The organism is Bacillaceae bacterium S4-13-56 (genome assembly GCA_040191315.1).
Taxonomy (GTDB): Bacteria; Bacillota; Bacilli; order Bacillales; family JAWJLM01; genus JAWJLM01.
The window spans coordinates 1-16,314 of sequence record JAWJLM010000019.1; the positions used below are offsets into that span (position 1 = coordinate 1).

Consider the following 16,314-nt stretch of genomic DNA (forward strand, 5'->3'; position numbering starts at 1 on the left):
AAACTCATGTCATCTTATTCAGTTTTTAGGGTGCAAGAAATAAGGTTCGCAGACATCCTGTGGCAACGTCTGCATGACCCACATCTTGTGGGAATTTGTCTGGTGGTAATGGCGAAGAGGGCACACCCGTTCCCATGCCGAACACGGAAGGTAAGCTCGTCAGCGCCGATGGTAGTTGGGGCATTGCCCCTGCCAGAGTAGGACGTCGCCAGGCTAAAAGAAAAGGATGGTTTCTCCATGGAGAGATCATCCTTTTTCGTTTTGATTTTTTTTTATCAATTTAAGTTAGCGCTTAACCATGAAAATGAGCACCTAAACAGAAGTTTTAGCACCCAAATCCGAATGGTTGTATTAAATTAATGATTTTAGAGAATTTACTTATCACTTAATGAACTAATTCATCACCCAAATAGGGTTAGCGGCACTCAATTAAGGATCGTAGCACTTATTCTTATATAACAGCACTATCCCTCCCAAAACCGTCACGCAAATCAAGGGTTTTAGCACTTAAATTTCTGAAACTGTCACCCAATGAATCAAATCGTCACTCAAGCTAAAAGATTAGCACCCAACCACCACATTTAGCACCCAACCCAAACAATAAAAGAAAATGAATGAAAAACGGCTGTCACTCAATGCCCCAGTTCGCCACCCAAAAAAGCCTAGCAGCAATTTAGTAAGAATGGCAGTATTTAAACTTAAACTCAAGGATAAACCCAGTTGGGCTACAAATTAAGAATCGTGGTACTCATCAGAAAGAAAAAACTATTCTTCCAACAACCACATTACCATAACCATTTTTGGATAATTAACCAAAATCATGAATAAAGAAGTTTGAGCATAATCTTTTAAAGGAAAGTATATACTCATAGTCATACAATGATAAAGAGAACCTCTAGGGGGAGTTTAGTATTGAATATTTCTTATTTTATCAATGATGATTTTTGGATAATGGCCATTAGAATAATAATTGCAGCTTTACTAGGTGGGATAATTGGATTTGAAAGAGAACTAAATAATCATGATGCAGGACTTAGAACGCATATACTTGTTGCGGTAGGATCATGTTTAATGATGCTCCTTTCCCTATTTGGGTTTTCTCCATATTTAAATGATCATGAGAATATTCGATTTGATCCTGCTCGGATTCCCTCCTATGTAATTAGTGGAATTGGGTTTTTAGGTGCTGGAACAATTATGGTCCATGGTGTAACCATTAGAGGTTTAACAACTGCAGCTTCTATTTGGACAGTTGCCGGGTTAGGTTTAATTATAGGAGCAGGAATGTATCCAGCTGCTATATTAACAACTATCGTAATTTTATTAAGCTTAGTGTTTTTAAATCGAATAGAATCTGTTGTTACTCGTAAGAGAAATAATAAATTTGTTAGGTTAAAAATAAGGAATGAGGTAAAAATCACAGAAATTTTATCCATCTTTGAAAGAATGGATATTTCTGTTCGTAAGATTAGAGTAGAGCGTGAGAGTGCAGAGGAAAGAGATGTAGTTATTGAGCTTGATGCTGAACAATCCCTATATAACAGCAAGATACTTGATGAATTAATGAACTTGAAAAATGTAGGTGTTGAATTTGAGCATCATTAGTCGTAAATTTGTATACTATAAACAAATATAGATAAAAAGCTGATTGGGTGGTGAATACTCAGGAATAGATGTACAATAAAACAGAATGTTAAATGGAGAGAGGAAGACTTATCATGCCTGATACAACTGGAGAAACTTTGCATTCTGGTAAAGAAAAAATATGGACAAAAGATTTTATCTTAATTTGTTTTTCTAACTTTTTTATTTTTTTAGGGTTCCAAATGACTTTACCTACTATTCCTTTATTTGTCGAACATTTGGGTGGGAATGATCAATTAATTGGTATGGTAGTAGGAATATTTACATTTTCAGCCCTTCTTTTACGACCATTTGCAGGACATGCATTGGAATCGAAAGGAAGAGGCTTCGTTTATTTAACTGGACTTATTATATTTGTTTTATCTGTTAGTTCCTTTGGATTTGCCATGGGCATTTGGCTTTTGCTTTTATTAAGGATCATTCAAGGGGTAGGCTGGGGATTCTCAACAACAGCAGCTGGAACAATTGCTACGGACCTTATTCCACCAAAAAGACGTGGAGAAGGCATGGGATACTATGGGCTTTCAGGGAACCTTGCTTTAGCTCTCGGTCCGACTCTCGGGCTAGCCTTAGCAGGTTTTTTGTCATTTCAATATCTTTTTATAATTTGTGGAGCCTTGGGACTAATAGCATTTTTGTTAGCTTCCAAAATTCGCTATAAGAAAGTAGAACAAAATCCTGAAAAGACGACTCCGCTTAAATTTGATATTTATGAAAAAAGCGCATTAAAGCCATCTTTTCTATTATTTTTCATTACAGTAACTTTTGGTGGGATAGCATCTTTCTTGCCACTTTATGCAGTTCAAAAGGATATTGCAGGAATTGAGTTGTATTTCTTGTTTTATGCTTTAGCGCTTATGTTATCACGTACTTTTGCTGGGAAGATCTATGATAGTAAAGGGCATCAAGCCATCTTCATCCCCGGTACAATTCTAATTCTTATTGCTATGCTTTTACTTTCGTGGTTACCTAATAGTTATATCCTGTATCTTGCAGCAATTGTTTATGGATTAGGATTTGGTACTATACAACCTGCGCTTCAAGCTTGGGCTATAGAACAGGCGCCACAAAACCGAAAAGGTATGGCTAACGCTACATTTTTTTCCTTTTTTGACTTAGGAGTAGGAGTAGGCGCCATTTTATTTGGCCAGATTGGACATTGGTTTGGGTATGGGACCATTTATTTAGCAGGTGCATTATCAGTATCCTTGGCTATAATTTTCTATATTTATTTCCTTTTAAAAGATCGTGTTATCTCTAAATCAGTGTAGGACAAAAAAGAAGTTGGAAGCATTTTAACGGGTTCCGTTTAGGTGATCTCGCTTAAAAACACAAACGCATTCTCGTTTTTTTCGATATTACTAAGAAAAGCACTTGTTTCTGCGAAGTAGCGCTATGTAGCTTTCCTTACTCAGGAAAAAACTACGAAGATTACTCGATGATGATTTTTCGCTGGAGCTAGATGAATTTTATACTTTCTTATCTGGGTACAAAAAAGCAGGCCCCAATTGGAGCCTGCTTATTATAAAGACGTTGATCTTTATACTTTTTGGACGTTTGATGCTTGAGGGCCTCTTTGTCCTTCTTCGATGTCGAAAGAAACCTCTTGTCCTTCTTCTAACGTTTTATATCCATCACCTTCAATAGCAGAGAAGTGTACGAATACGTCGTCTCCACCCTCTCTTTCAATAAATCCAAAACCTTTTTCACTGTTAAACCATTTTACTTTTCCATGTTCCACTTTTGTGCCTCCTAGTGCATAATGCATAATATTGCAATTTTATCTTGCATTGTTAGTATTACCACTATGTCTCGTTTTTAAACGAGAAAATTCGTAATTTATTTATCTTGGGTGACGATCGGTAGTATTCCATCTCAAATCTTAAGTAAAAAAGAAAAGAGTAGACAGGATTATTCAAGGGACTTTAGGTTATACCCTTGAGCGCTCCACTGATTGTAGTTTCGCTTTTTGGCGCAAAAGGTAAAGAAAAGTAATCATTTGTCATATATTTTTCCTTATAGAATAGACAAAAAAAGTCAATCCTATTTTCAAGCAGAATGTTTGCAGGTGAACTATTAAGAGGTATAATAAAGTATATAGTCAAAGATGGTCAAAGTCAGATAAGGAGGAGGCCATGCGAAATATCTCTGATGTTATTGAAGCCTATTTAAAAAAAGTGTTAGAGTCCAGTCAAAGTGATGTAATTGAAATTAAAAGGTCTGAAATAGCTGATCAATTTCAGTGTGTACCTTCGCAAATAAATTATGTGATTAATACCCGCTTTACTGTGGAAAAAGGATATATAGTAGAAAGTAAGCGTGGAGGTGGGGGTTATATTCGGATTATTCGTGTGAAACATCAGGATAAAGCCCATTTAATTAATCACTTAATGGAATTAATTAACGGTTCTATTGCTCAACAGTCTTCTGAAGATATAATTCATCGACTCTTGGAAGAAGGAATAATTACAAATCGAGAGGCGAGGCTCATGTTGGTGGTGTTGGATCGAACAGTAATATCCGTACAATTACCATTAAGAGATGAGCTACGGGCCAGAATGCTATTGGCCATGCTTTCAACACTAAAATATAAACAATAAATCCTTTGGTTAAGGGGGAAGGAAAATGGAATGCAATGAGTGCCATGAACGCCCTGCGACAATCCATTTCACCCAGATTGTAAATGGCAAGAAGAAAGAAATACATGTATGTGAAAAATGCGCATTAGATAAGGGTTATGTATCGAACGATGAGAGTATGTTTTCCCTTCATCATCTGTTGTCTGGATTATTTCATATGGACTCTAGTCAGGTCGAGGAAAGCTCTGATTCTACATCTAAATCAGAAATTCCTACTTGTAAGCATTGCGGCTTAACCTTTGACGAATTTAGGAGAATTGGGAAGTTTGGTTGTGCTCATTGTTATGAGGAGTTCGATGAACATCTAAATCCAATATTAAGGCGTGTTCATAGTGGAAACACAAAACATGAAGGGAAAATCCCCAAAAGAGTGGGAGGAAATCTTCATTTAAAACGAGAAATAGAGGAAAAGAAAGCCCTTCTCCAATCCTTAGTAGAAAAAGAAAGATTTGAGCAGGCTGCTCAGGTAAGGGATGAAATACGTTTGATTGAACAGTCACTTCAAACTAATGGTGAGGAGGGAAAGTAAGATGTCCTTGCAGCAATTTATGAATCAGGCGATTAGCCCTTGGATGCAAGAGGAAGGTCCAGATAGTGATATTGTCTTAAGCAGTCGGATACGATTAGCGCGTAATTTTGCTCAGGTTCCATTTCCAATGATTGCTTCTGATAAAAACTTAGAAAAAATACTCGATTTTTTTAAACAAGAATATGAGAAGCAGTCCTTTCTTGGATATAGAAATTTTGAGCTTGTTCAAATGAAGGATCTAAAACCGATCGAGAAACGGGTATTAGTAGAAAAGCATCTCATCAGTCCTTTATTAACGGACCACTCGGAGCATAGTGCGGTTTTGATCTCACAAAATGAACAAGTTTCAATCATGATTAATGAAGAAGATCATTTACGCATACAATTGTATTTCCCAGGCTTTCAATTAGAGAAGGCTTTAACTCAAGCATCTGAAATTGACGATTGGCTCGAGGAAAAAATCAATTATGCCTTTGATGAAAAAAGAGGATACTTAACAAGTTGTCCAACGAATGTGGGAACTGGTTTAAGAGCATCCGTGATGATGCATCTTCCTGCTTTAGTGATCACGCAACAAATGAATCGCATAGTACCGTCGATCAACCAGCTAGGATTAGTGGTAAGAGGGATTTATGGAGAGGGCAGTGAAGCTTTAGGAAATATATTTCAGATCTCCAACCAAATTACCCTAGGTAAATCGGAAAAAGATATTGCGGAAGACCTTCAAAGTGTAGTGAAGCAACTTATTGAACAAGAGAGAAACGCGCGTCATATTTTAATGAGTAAGTCGGGAATACAGCTGGAAGACCGAATCTTCCGTTCTTATGGCGCGTTAGAGCACAGTCGTATAATGGAGTCGAAAGAAGCATCCAAGTGTATTTCTGATGTGCGATTAGGGATTGATCTCGGATTACTTAAAAATGTATCTAGAAGTATATTAAATGAATTGATGACATTAACTCAGCCCGGCTTCTTGCAGCAGTTTGCAAAAAAATCATTGACACCAGAAGAAAGAGATATACGAAGAGCACAATTAATCCGTGAACGATTACATTTAGAGAAAAGTGATTAATAGGAGGGATTTGGTATGATGTTTGGACGATTTACAGAACGTGCACAAAAGGTATTAGCTCTAGCGCAAGAAGAAGCAGTTCGACTTGGCCATAATAATATTGGTACCGAACATATTTTGTTAGGGCTTGTACGAGAAGGAGAAGGCATTGCTGCTAAAGCACTCAATGCTTTAGGGTTGGAAGCAGATAAAATTCAAAAAGAAGTGGAAGAATTAATTGGAAATGGTGACCAAGTCTCTCAAACCATTCACTATACACCAAGAGCAAAGAAGGTCATAGAGCTTTCCATGGATGAAGCACGTAAGCTTGGTCATTCCTATGTAGGTACGGAGCATATTTTGCTTGGATTAATCCGTGAAGGAGAAGGTGTTGCTGCAAGGGTATTAAATAACCTCGGGGTTAGCCTAAACAAAGCCCGTCAACAGGTTCTTCAATTACTTGGAAGCAATGAATCGAGTTCAAATTCGAATGGGGCAGGCGCAAGGCAGGCTACGAACGCTAACACACCAACCTTAGATTCATTAGCTAGAGATTTAACTGCAATTGCCAAAGAGGGGAATATTGACCCCGTTGTCGGCCGAAGCAAAGAGATCGAAAGAGTGATTCAAGTGCTAAGTCGTCGTAGAAAAAACAACCCCGTATTAGTTGGGGAACCTGGTGTTGGTAAAACAGCGATTGCAGAGGGATTGGCTCAACAGATTGTTAATAATGAAGTACCGGAGATTCTGCGAGATAAGCGAGTTATGACCTTGGATATGGGTACAGTAGTTGCTGGTACAAAATATCGAGGTGAGTTTGAGGACCGATTGAAAAAGGTGATGGAGGAAATTCGCCAAGCAGGGAACATTATTCTATTTATAGATGAGCTTCACACTTTAATAGGTGCTGGTGGAGCTGAAGGGGCTATTGATGCATCCAATATTCTAAAGCCGTCCTTAGCACGAGGGGAACTTCAATGTATTGGTGCTACTACCCTTGATGAATATAGAAAGTATATTGAAAAGGACGCAGCATTAGAGCGTCGTTTCCAACCTATTCAAGTGGATGAACCGAATATCGAGGAATCTATTCAAATTTTAGAAGGCTTACGTGACCGCTACGAGGCACACCATCGTGTAAGTATAACAGATGAAGCGATTGATCAAGCGGTCAAACTATCTGACCGATATATCTCGGATCGATTTTTGCCGGATAAGGCAATCGATTTAATTGATGAAGCGGCTTCTAAAGTACGTCTTCGTTCATACACTGCTCCTCCAAACTTGAAAGAATTAGAATCCAAACTTGAGGAGATTCGTAAGGAGAAGGATGCCGCTGTTCAGAGTCAAGAGTTTGAAAAAGCTGCTTCTCTTAGAGATACAGAACAGCGTCTTCGTGATGAGCTAGAGCAGACTCAAAACAAATGGAAAGAAAAGCAAGGCCAAGAAAATTCTGAAGTAACAGTGGAAGATATCGCTTCTATTGTATCTAGTTGGACCGGAGTCCCTGTTTCCAAACTAACAAAGGCAGAAGGAGAAAAGTTATTAAACTTAGAAGAGGTTCTTCACAGTCGGGTGATAGGTCAGGAAGAGGCAGTGAAATCTATTTCGAAAGCGATTCGTCGCGCGCGAGCCGGGTTAAAAGATCCAAAGAGACCAATCGGATCATTTATTTTCCTAGGACCTACAGGAGTTGGGAAAACAGAACTTGCACGTGCTTTAGCTGAAGCTATGTTTGGTGAAGAGGACGCTATGATTCGCATTGATATGTCAGAATACATGGAAAAGCACTCTACTTCAAGGCTAGTTGGGTCACCTCCTGGATATGTAGGATATGAGGAAGGTGGGCAACTTACCGAAAAAGTAAGAAGAAAACCATATTCAGTTATTTTATTAGATGAAATTGAAAAGGCTCATCCTGAAGTGTTTAATATTCTTCTTCAAGTACTAGAAGATGGACGCTTGACTGATTCTAAAGGCAGAACGGTTGATTTTAGAAATACGGTGTTAATCATGACTTCTAATGTAGGGGCCAACGAGTTAAAACGAAACAAGTATGTTGGATTTACTTTAGGTGATGAAGAGCAGGGTTATAAAGATATGAAGGATAAGGTAATGACTGAATTGAAAAAGTCCTTCCGTCCAGAATTCTTAAACCGAATTGACGAGACCATTGTCTTCCATTCTTTGGAAAAAAATACCATGAAAGAAATTGTAACATTGATGGCAGACCAGTTGAAGAAACGTTTAAAAGAACAAGAAATCGAAATCACTTTAACAGATAAAGCTATTGAGAAAATCGCAAATGAAGGCTTTGATCCCGAATATGGAGCTCGTCCTTTACGTAGATCTATTCAAAAGAACGTAGAAGATTTACTTTCGGAGGAATTACTTAAGGATAATGTTCATAAAGGAGAGCACATTACCATTGATGTAAATGATAAGGGAGAATATGTTATAGCTTCTACGGAGGTTGCTAAATAATCGGAAGGATTTTCCTTCCGATTTTTTAATAGTATCCGCTATTTATGAGTTGAAGTGAAAATGGGATTCCCATTTTGAAAGATAGTAAAGTATAAAATCTGTCTAGCTCCAGCGAAAAAGCAACATCGAGTAATCTTCAAAGTTTTTTCCCCCGATCAAGGGCGCTTGCGCTTTTCTTAAAAGATAAGAAAAGTATAAAACTTTCCTATTTGCATAAGTGCAACTAAGACATTCGCCACAAAGGCTTGGCGAATGCCAAGTTTTCTAATAAAAAATAATGATTTTTAGCATTTTTTTTGCAACGTTTTACAACATTCAAACGTTATACTAAAAGAGGAGCTTATAAAATAGTTTTAAAGCAAGTCCCTGCTCTTAAAAAGGAGAGGTAAAATGGCAAAAGTAAAAACAAAATATGTCTGTCAGGAATGTGGCTATGAATCTCCTAAATGGATGGGGAAATGTCCTGGATGCCATGAGTGGAATACTCTAGTAGAGGAGACATTTATTACAAAAAGCTCAGGAAGACGTCCAACCACATTTCAAGTGAATGATTCTACAAGAAAACCCGAAAAAATTTCAGCAATCCAATCCTCTCAAGAACCAAGAGTTACAACCTATATGAAAGAATTTAATCGTGTATTAGGAGGGGGGATAGTACCAGGTTCTCTGGTTTTAGTTGGTGGTGACCCGGGCATTGGCAAATCAACACTCCTATTACAAATTTCCGCACAACTGTCCACGAAAGGCTTAAGGGTTCTTTATATTTCTGGAGAAGAATCCGCTAAACAAACAAAATTAAGAGCAGATCGATTAGAAATAGCAGGGGATGAGCTCTATGTATTATCGGAAACAAATTTAGAATTAATTGGGCAAACCATTGATCAACTTTCACCTTCTTTTGTTGTAATTGACTCCATTCAAACGATCTATCGGGACGAAATCGCATCGGCTCCAGGCAGTGTTTCACAAGTGCGAGAATGCACAAGTGAGATTATGCGTATAGCTAAAAGTAAAGGAATTGCTATTTTTATTGTGGGTCATGTCACAAAAGAAGGCTCCATTGCAGGTCCAAGACTTTTGGAACATATGGTTGACAGCGTTCTTTATTTCGAAGGTGAGAGACACCATACGTTTCGAATACTTAGAAGTGTGAAAAATAGGTTTGGAAGTACAAATGAAATGGGAATTTTTGAAATGAAGGAAGAAGGCTTAGTGGAAGTAGCTAATCCCTCGGAAATATTTTTGGAGGAGAGGTCACGAGGTGCTTCTGGATCAACGATCGTTGCCTCGATGGAAGGAACAAGACCTGTTTTAGTAGAAATACAAGCTCTCATATCTCCAACGGCATTTGGAAATCCCAGAAGAATGGCAACAGGTTTAGACCATAATCGTGTTCCGTTGTTAATGGCTGTTTTAGAAAAAAGGGTAGGTTTATTATTGCAGAATCAGGATGCCTATGTAAAGGTAGCGGGAGGGGTAAAGCTAGATGAACCAGCCATTGACTTAGCGGTTGCTGTAAGTATAGCTTCAAGCTTCCGAGATCAACCATCCAATCCTGAGGATGTTTTTATTGGGGAAGTAGGGCTGACTGGTGAAATTCGAAGGGTTGCAAGAATTGAACAACGAGTAAAAGAAGCTGCAAAACTGGGGTTTAAAAGAGTTATTTTACCAAGTAAAAACATTGGCGGTTGGACTGTTCCAGAGGGAATAGAAATCATTGGTGTTGACACGGTCAAGGAAGCTTTGAAAGAGGCGTTAGGAGGATAAATCCATGGTGAAAGACTTACATCAAGAGACAACTCCTGGTGAAATTTTGAAATCGGTTGCTCCTGGTACCCCGTTACGTGCAGGGATAGATTCTGTGTTACGCGCAAATACCGGGGGATTAATTGTCATTGGAGAAAGTGAGCACCTAAATACCATTGTAGATGGTGGTTTTGTAATTGACACCGTCTTTTCACCTGCTCATCTATTTGAGTTAGCTAAAATGGATGGAGCGATTATTCTAAGTAAGAAAGGTGAACGTATATTGCGTGCGAATGCTCAATTAATTCCTAACCCTGCTATTGATTCAGATGAGACGGGGATGAGACATCGTACAGCAGAAAGAGTGGCAAAAGAAACGGGCCATTTAGTGATTGCTATATCTGAGAGAAGAAATGTGATCACTCTTTATAAAGGTCAGTTTAGATATGCGCTAAGAGATATGGATGTGATTTTAACAAAAGCAAATCAAGCCATCCAAACGCTTGAAAAATATAAGCATGTATTGACTCAAGGGTTGACCAATCTTGGAGCGCTAGAGTTTGAGGATATGGTTACTTTTTATGATGTACTACGAGTGATTCATCGAACAGAGATGGTATTAAGAATAAAAGAAGAGGTATGTAATTATAGTATTGAGCTTGGGGTAGAAGGGCGTTTAATTGAGCTACAGCTTTCTGAGATAATGTCAGATATAGAGGAAGAAGCTTATTGGGTGATCAAAGATTATCATGCTACTGAGCAAGCAGAGGAAATGTTAATTAGTATGAAGGACAACATTGATTTCCAATTTCATAAAGAAGAGCAAATCCTCCGCTTGCTTGGTTTCCCAAAATCAACTAAGTTAACAGATTCAATAAGACCTAGAGGGTATCGCATGTTACTTAAAATCCCTAGACTTCCTTTGCCAATTATAGCTAGTTTAGTACGTGAGTATGGCGCATTGAACCGAATAATTAAGGGGCAAGTTGAGCAACTGACAAAGGTAGAAGGGATAGGAGAGGTGAGAGCTAGGCAAATTAAAGAAGGATTGGACCGTATTCAAGAGCAATTATTTGTTGATCGTCACATTTAGGAAAAATTGACTAGCAAAAAACTGTGTGGTAAAATGTTAAGCTTTTGTTATTTGACTATAATTGTAAAATATGCTACGCTTTCTTAATATAATATAGGATTTTTAACATATCCATGGGATTTTATTTCGAAAATAAAATAGATTTTTCGCTAGATTTTATTATAGAAGTTGGGTTAGTTTTATAAAAGAATGGAGATACTGAGTAGCAGGAGGTGAATACAGTGCTCAAACGTATTGTACAGTTATTTTTCATAGTTGCCGGAGGTACTATTGGGTATCTATACTTTCCTGATTTAGTAGATAACTTTACTGATTCTGGATGGGTAACATCCCCTTATACTGGGATGGTGGCAGGGGCACTTATATTATATTTATTAACTTTTTGGTCTGTGAATTATATTGTTGGGTTTTTGCTATGGGTAGAGGAAACCCTGGTCAAGGTCCCCTTAGGTGATTTGTTATTTGGGAGCTTAGGATTAATTATCGGTCTAGTAGTTGCCTATTTAATTAATCTCCCATTGCGAGGTATTGATATTAATGTTATTAAAACAGTTGTACCTATTTTTACGACAGCCCTATTGGGTTATCTTGGATTCCAAGTTGGTTTTAAACGTAAAGATGAATTTATGACACATATACCTAAGAAGGAAAAGAAGAATATGAAGGCTAATGAAGATCTTGAATCAGAAGGATCCTCTATGCCTAAAGTCAAAATTTTAGACACTTCAGTCATTATTGATGGGCGTATTGCGGATATCTGCCAAACACAATTCTTAGAAGGAACCATATTAATCCCGCAATTTGTTTTGGAAGAGTTGCAACATATTGCTGATTCCTCTGATGTCCTTAAAAGAAATCGCGGTCGTCGAGGATTAGACATTTTAAACCGTATGCAAAAAGAAATTCGTATTGGCGTAGAGATTTATGAGGGCGATTTTGAGGATATACAAGAAGTAGATAGCAAGCTAGTAAAATTAGCGAAAGTCATTAATGGTGTAGTAGTCACTAATGATTTTAATCTTAATAAAGTATGTGAATTTCAAAATGTTCAAGTCCTTAACATTAATGATTTGGCCAATGCGGTTAAACCGGTAGTATTACCTGGTGAAGAACTAACCGTTCAAGTAATCAAAGATGGAAAAGAACAAAAACAAGGTGTTGCTTATCTTGATGATGGGACTATGATCGTAGTAGAAGAAGGCAAAAACTATATTGGAAAAACCATCGAGGTCCTTGTTACAAGCGTGCTACAAACAAGTGCCGGACGAATGATTTTTGCAAAGCCTAAACTACTTGAAAAAGCATTATAAAAGAGGTATAACAATAGAGGATGAAAAGCTGACTGTTAATGGTCAGCTTTTTCTTTCCATTTATCCCGCATGAACGGTCTGTAATACCTCAACCTCAAGTCTTAAGTGAAACAAAAAGAGTAGGTGGGGTATAACTGCTGGTAAATGTCCGATTGGTTCAAGGGCTTTTAGGTGAGTGCTAACAATCAGTGGGGACGGCTGATTGAAGTTTTACTTTATTTTTAAAAAAGGCGGGTTGGTGCCTTATGGATTATGAAGTCATTGTTCTTGCTGCTGGAAAAGGTAAGAGAATGAAGGCGGGAATGAATAAGTTGTGGATACCATTACAAGGAAAACCGATACTTCATCATACATTAGAAGTGTTTGAAAGGGATGATTGGTGTCAGAGGATCATTCTTGTCCATCATCCGGAAGAAAAAGATTTAATTTCTGCACAAATACATAATTATAAAACTCCTATTTCACTGATTAGTGGCGGGGGAGAACGACAAGACAGTGTACGAGCGGGTTTAGGGAAAGCTCTTCTGAAAAATCTTATTTTGATCCATGATGGAGCACGCCCATTTGTTACCCATGATAAAATTCATTTGTTAGTGAAGAAAGCAGAAGAGGTCGGAGCTGCATTATTAGCAACTCAAGTGACTGATACTATTAAATCCACCAAAGAAAAACAGCTACATACTCTTGATAGAAGTTATTTGTGGGCTGCCCAAACCCCACAAGCGTTTCATTATTCATTGATTGAAAAGGTACATCAAAGAGCAGTAGAAGCGGGTTTCCTAGGGACAGATGATGCCTCTTTAGCTGAAAAATATGGATACAAGGTTGCTATAGTTGAAGGAGAAAAATCAAACATAAAGCTAACTTCACCGGATGATTTAGAAATGGCCGAATGGATTTTAAACAAAAGAGAAAAAATGGGAAGGAGCAATATATAATGTTTCGAATTGGACAAGGGTTCGACGTCCATCAGCTAGTGGAAGGAAGACCTTGTATTATTGGTGGTGTGGAAATTCCTTACGAGAAAGGACTTATAGGGCATTCAGATGCAGATGTTCTACTCCATACTGTCGCGGATGCGTGTCTTGGTGCCATTGGAGCGGGAGACATTGGAAAGCACTTCCCGGATACAGATCCAGCCTACAAGGATGCAGATTCCAAAAAACTTTTGGAGCATGTGTGGCAACTAATAGAGCAGGAAGGCTATGAAATAGGAAATGTGGACTGTACTATTATTGCTCAGGCGCCTAAAATGGCCCCCTATATCGGACAGATGCGTAGTAAAATTGCGGAGTTGATTCAGTGTGAGGTTAGCCAAGTCAATGTGAAGGCAACTACGACAGAAAAGTTAGGTTTTACTGGAAGGAAAGAAGGTATAGCGGCACAAGCAGTAGTCCTTTTACAGAAAAAACCGAAGTAAAGAAGGGAGAATGATAAAATGGCACAGGAAATTCGGGTAAGATACGCTCCAAGTCCAACTGGGCATTTGCATATTGGTAATGCACGAACCGCATTATTTAATTATTTATTTGCTAGGAGTACAAATGGGAAATTTATTATTCGTATAGAGGATACAGATGACAAGAGAAATGTTGTAGGTGGAGAAGAGAGCCAAATGAAATGGCTAAAATGGCTCGGGATTGATTGGGACGAAAGTACGGATGTTGGTGGACCAGTTGGACCATATCGTCAAACCGACCGGTTAAATATCTATAACCAATACGTGGACGAACTATTGCAACGCGGACTTGCGTATAAATGCTATATGACAGAAGAAGAATTGGAGCAAGAAAGAGAGGAACAGAAGGCTCAGGGTGTATTAATTCCAAAATATTCAGGAGCACATCGCGATCTAACAGAGGAACAACAAAAGCAATTTGAAGAAGAGGGACGTTTACCAAGTATTCGTCTTCGAGTTTCTGAGAATAGGACCTACCGCTTTAAGGATATGGTCAAGGGAGATATTTCATTTGAATCGAATGACTTTGGTGACTGGGTCATCCGAAAGAAAAATGGAATTCCAACCTATAATTTTGCGGTAGCGGTTGATGACCACCTCATGGAAATTACACATGTTCTTCGTGGGGAGGATCACATCTCCAACACTCCTAAGCAAATGATGGTTTATGAGGCTCTTGGATGGGATGTTCCGACCTTTGGACATATGACGCTAATCGTTAATGAGCAAAGAAAGAAATTGAGTAAGCGGGATGAATCCATTATTCAATTTATTGAACAATATGCTGATTTGGGATACTTACCAGAAGCTCTATTTAACTATATTGCTCTTCTTGGTTGGTCACCAGTTGGCGAAGAAGAAATCTATACCAGAGAAGAATTTATTAAAATTTTTGATCCTAATCGTTTAGCTACATCACCAGCGGTTTTTGATCCAACTAAATTAAAATGGTTGAATAATGAATACATTAAATCCGCTGATTTAGGTCGTATTGTTACATTAGCGCTACCTTTTTTGAAGAAAGCGGGTTTGCTTGAGGGGAAATCTGAAGAGTGGGCTAAAGATTTAATCGCCTTATATAAGGAGCAATTAAGCTATGGAGCAGAAATTGTGGAGCTTACAGATCTCTTTTTCAAAAAAGAGGTCGGGTATCCAGAGGAAGCAATGGAAGTTCTTAACAGGGAGACAGTTCCAGAAGTCTTAAAGGAGTTTAAGAATCAGCTTCTACAAGTAGAAGAATATCGTTCGGACTCCATAAAAGGAGCAATTAAGGCAACCCAAAAAGAAACCAACCAAAAAGGAAAGAACCTGTTCATGCCGATTCGTGTTGCAGCTACTGGACAAACCCATGGCCGTGACTTAAACGATACCCTATACTTATTAGGCCAAGAAGTGGTGGTTTATCGTATAGAACAAGTTTTAAATGTGCTAAATAAATAATTTCACTTTTTAAAAGGAATGTAATATAGTAGTAGTACAATATTTTTGAACGTTGATGGGGAGAAGTAGATTAAGGGTTCCTTATCCAGAGAATAATCACCATGGCTGAGAGTGGTTATAAGGATACTTAATTGAAATGCACCTCGGAAGTCTCTTATTGAAACTAAGTAAATAAGAGCGGTACCAGCCGTTATCAAGGGATAAGTTGGAGAGAATTCTCTCAAACAGAGTGGAACCGCGCGAAAAGCGTCTCTGTACAGTACTGTACAGAGACGCATTTTTTTATACTATCAGCTGCAACTTTAGCCGGTTAATAGTATAAGTAAAACTAATGCTTTCGCCGTTAGGACTTGGTGATAAGCCGAGTTTTTCTAAAAAGATAAGAAATCATTATGGCTCGCTTCGCGGAGCCACCATCTACCATGAAAATGGATTCCTAATCTTTGGGAATACCTTTAATAACAATATGACCAGGTCGAAATATACATTGGTGGATCCTGAAAAAGGATACCCTGCATAAGAAACGGGTTGTGACGGTATAGAAGTACCATCTATTGTGACTTGATCACGTAAACAAAAGTTTTACAGGGTCTATTTTCATACAAAAGTATAAAATTTGTCTAGCTCCAGCGAAAAAGCTTCCTCGAGTAATCTTCGCCCCGAGTAAGGAAATCTACTTAGAGGTTCTTCGCAGAAACAAGCGATTTTCTTGTTTCGAGGGGCAGCCTATCGACTAGAGTCGGTTCCCTCCAGTCATTATCGATGAAGGAGGTTCGGTTAAAAACGCGACATCCTGGGACTGCGATTACTCGTCCCACCGAAATGATTTGCAACACCGAATGGGCGAGCCCGTGTGAACCGTGTTTCCTTTGAGATACAGGACAGAAAGCTACAATAAACTATTTAGCGCGAATCTTAA

Annotated in this window: 13 protein-coding genes, 1 rRNA gene and 1 other annotated feature; of the genes, 13 read left to right on the plus strand and 1 reads right to left on the minus strand. The window is 38.3% G+C overall.

The features are described from left to right. Positions 1-98 precede the first annotated feature (98 nt). The 3 genes from rrf (at position 99) to RZN25_07050 (ending at position 2,915) form a co-directional block, all read left to right on the plus strand. A 5S ribosomal RNA gene (rrf, locus tag RZN25_07040) occupies positions 99-214 on the plus strand. Between the two features lie 698 nt (positions 215-912). Then, on the plus strand, positions 913-1,605 hold the full coding sequence (locus RZN25_07045; protein MEQ6376582.1) for an MgtC/SapB family protein: 693 nt from the start codon (positions 913-915) through the stop codon (positions 1,603-1,605). A 113-nt stretch (positions 1,606-1,718) separates the two neighbouring features. Then, positions 1,719-2,915 (plus strand): MFS transporter, encoded by a 1,197-nt coding sequence (locus RZN25_07050; GenBank protein ID MEQ6376583.1) that lies wholly within the window; start codon positions 1,719-1,721, stop codon positions 2,913-2,915. Between the two features lie 269 nt (positions 2,916-3,184). On the opposite strand, the gene cspD is transcribed toward RZN25_07050, so the two are convergent. Further along, positions 3,185-3,385, minus strand: a complete 201-nt coding sequence (cspD, locus tag RZN25_07055; GenBank protein MEQ6376584.1) for a cold-shock protein CspD — start codon at positions 3,383-3,385, stop codon at positions 3,185-3,187. Between the two features lie 394 nt (positions 3,386-3,779). Here cspD and RZN25_07060 point away from each other — a divergent pair, with 394 nt between their 5' ends. The 10 genes from RZN25_07060 (at position 3,780) to gltX (ending at position 15,395) form a co-directional block, all read left to right on the plus strand. Next, positions 3,780-4,244 carry a CtsR family transcriptional regulator gene (locus RZN25_07060; protein ID MEQ6376585.1) on the plus strand — a complete coding sequence of 155 codons (465 nt, stop codon included), beginning with the start codon at positions 3,780-3,782 and terminating at the stop codon, positions 4,242-4,244. Positions 4,245-4,269: 25 nt separating this feature from the next. After that, positions 4,270-4,812 carry a UvrB/UvrC motif-containing protein gene (locus RZN25_07065; GenBank protein MEQ6376586.1) on the plus strand — a complete coding sequence of 181 codons (543 nt, stop codon included), beginning with the start codon at positions 4,270-4,272 and terminating at the stop codon, positions 4,810-4,812. 1 nt (position 4,813) lies between these two features. Further along, on the plus strand, positions 4,814-5,884 hold the full coding sequence (locus RZN25_07070; GenBank protein ID MEQ6376587.1) for a protein arginine kinase: 1,071 nt from the start codon (positions 4,814-4,816) through the stop codon (positions 5,882-5,884). 15 nt (positions 5,885-5,899) lie between these two features. Next, on the plus strand, positions 5,900-8,347 hold the full coding sequence (gene clpC / locus RZN25_07075; GenBank protein ID MEQ6376588.1) for an ATP-dependent protease ATP-binding subunit ClpC: 2,448 nt from the start codon (positions 5,900-5,902) through the stop codon (positions 8,345-8,347). A 390-nt stretch (positions 8,348-8,737) separates the two neighbouring features. Continuing rightward, positions 8,738-10,114 carry a DNA repair protein RadA gene (gene radA / locus RZN25_07080; GenBank protein ID MEQ6376589.1) on the plus strand — a complete coding sequence of 459 codons (1,377 nt, stop codon included), beginning with the start codon at positions 8,738-8,740 and terminating at the stop codon, positions 10,112-10,114. Between the two features lie 4 nt (positions 10,115-10,118). Continuing rightward, positions 10,119-11,186 (plus strand): DNA integrity scanning diadenylate cyclase DisA, encoded by a 1,068-nt coding sequence (gene disA / locus RZN25_07085; protein ID MEQ6376590.1) that lies wholly within the window; start codon positions 10,119-10,121, stop codon positions 11,184-11,186. Positions 11,187-11,407: 221 nt separating this feature from the next. Further along, positions 11,408-12,496, plus strand: coding sequence for a PIN/TRAM domain-containing protein (locus RZN25_07090; protein ID MEQ6376591.1), 1,089 nt, complete (start codon positions 11,408-11,410; stop codon positions 12,494-12,496). Positions 12,497-12,741: 245 nt separating this feature from the next. Continuing rightward, a complete protein-coding gene (gene ispD, locus RZN25_07095; protein ID MEQ6376592.1) occupies positions 12,742-13,434 on the plus strand; it encodes a 2-C-methyl-D-erythritol 4-phosphate cytidylyltransferase in 693 nt (230 codons plus the stop codon). Then, positions 13,434-13,916: a 2-C-methyl-D-erythritol 2,4-cyclodiphosphate synthase gene (gene ispF / locus RZN25_07100; GenBank protein MEQ6376593.1), complete on the plus strand. Its 483-nt coding sequence runs from the start codon at positions 13,434-13,436 to the stop codon at positions 13,914-13,916. The genes ispD and ispF overlap by 1 nt, the downstream gene beginning before the upstream one ends. Before the next feature lie 18 nt (positions 13,917-13,934). Continuing rightward, positions 13,935-15,395: a glutamate--tRNA ligase gene (gltX, locus tag RZN25_07105; GenBank protein ID MEQ6376594.1), complete on the plus strand. Its 1,461-nt coding sequence runs from the start codon at positions 13,935-13,937 to the stop codon at positions 15,393-15,395. A 43-nt stretch (positions 15,396-15,438) separates the two neighbouring features. Next, positions 15,439-15,652: a binding site (T-box leader), on the plus strand. Positions 15,653-16,314 lie beyond the last annotated feature (662 nt).

What these genes read in the sequence shown, in the direction of transcription:
- RZN25_07050 (MEQ6376583.1), top strand. Translation starts at nt 1,719, where the DNA reads ATGCCTGATACAACTGGAGAAACTTTGCATTCTGGTAAAGAAAAAATA.
- RZN25_07060 (MEQ6376585.1), top strand. Translation starts at nt 3,780, where the DNA reads ATGCGAAATATCTCTGATGTTATTGAAGCCTATTTAAAAAAAGTGTTA.
- RZN25_07065 (MEQ6376586.1), top strand. Translation starts at nt 4,270, where the DNA reads ATGGAATGCAATGAGTGCCATGAACGCCCTGCGACAATCCATTTCACC.
- RZN25_07070 (MEQ6376587.1), top strand. Translation starts at nt 4,814, where the DNA reads ATGTCCTTGCAGCAATTTATGAATCAGGCGATTAGCCCTTGGATGCAA.
- clpC (MEQ6376588.1), top strand. Translation starts at nt 5,900, where the DNA reads ATGATGTTTGGACGATTTACAGAACGTGCACAAAAGGTATTAGCTCTA.
- radA (MEQ6376589.1), top strand. Translation starts at nt 8,738, where the DNA reads ATGGCAAAAGTAAAAACAAAATATGTCTGTCAGGAATGTGGCTATGAA.
- disA (MEQ6376590.1), top strand. Translation starts at nt 10,119, where the DNA reads ATGGTGAAAGACTTACATCAAGAGACAACTCCTGGTGAAATTTTGAAA.
- ispD (MEQ6376592.1), top strand. Translation starts at nt 12,742, where the DNA reads ATGGATTATGAAGTCATTGTTCTTGCTGCTGGAAAAGGTAAGAGAATG.
- ispF (MEQ6376593.1), top strand. Translation starts at nt 13,434, where the DNA reads ATGTTTCGAATTGGACAAGGGTTCGACGTCCATCAGCTAGTGGAAGGA.
- gltX (MEQ6376594.1), top strand. Translation starts at nt 13,935, where the DNA reads ATGGCACAGGAAATTCGGGTAAGATACGCTCCAAGTCCAACTGGGCAT.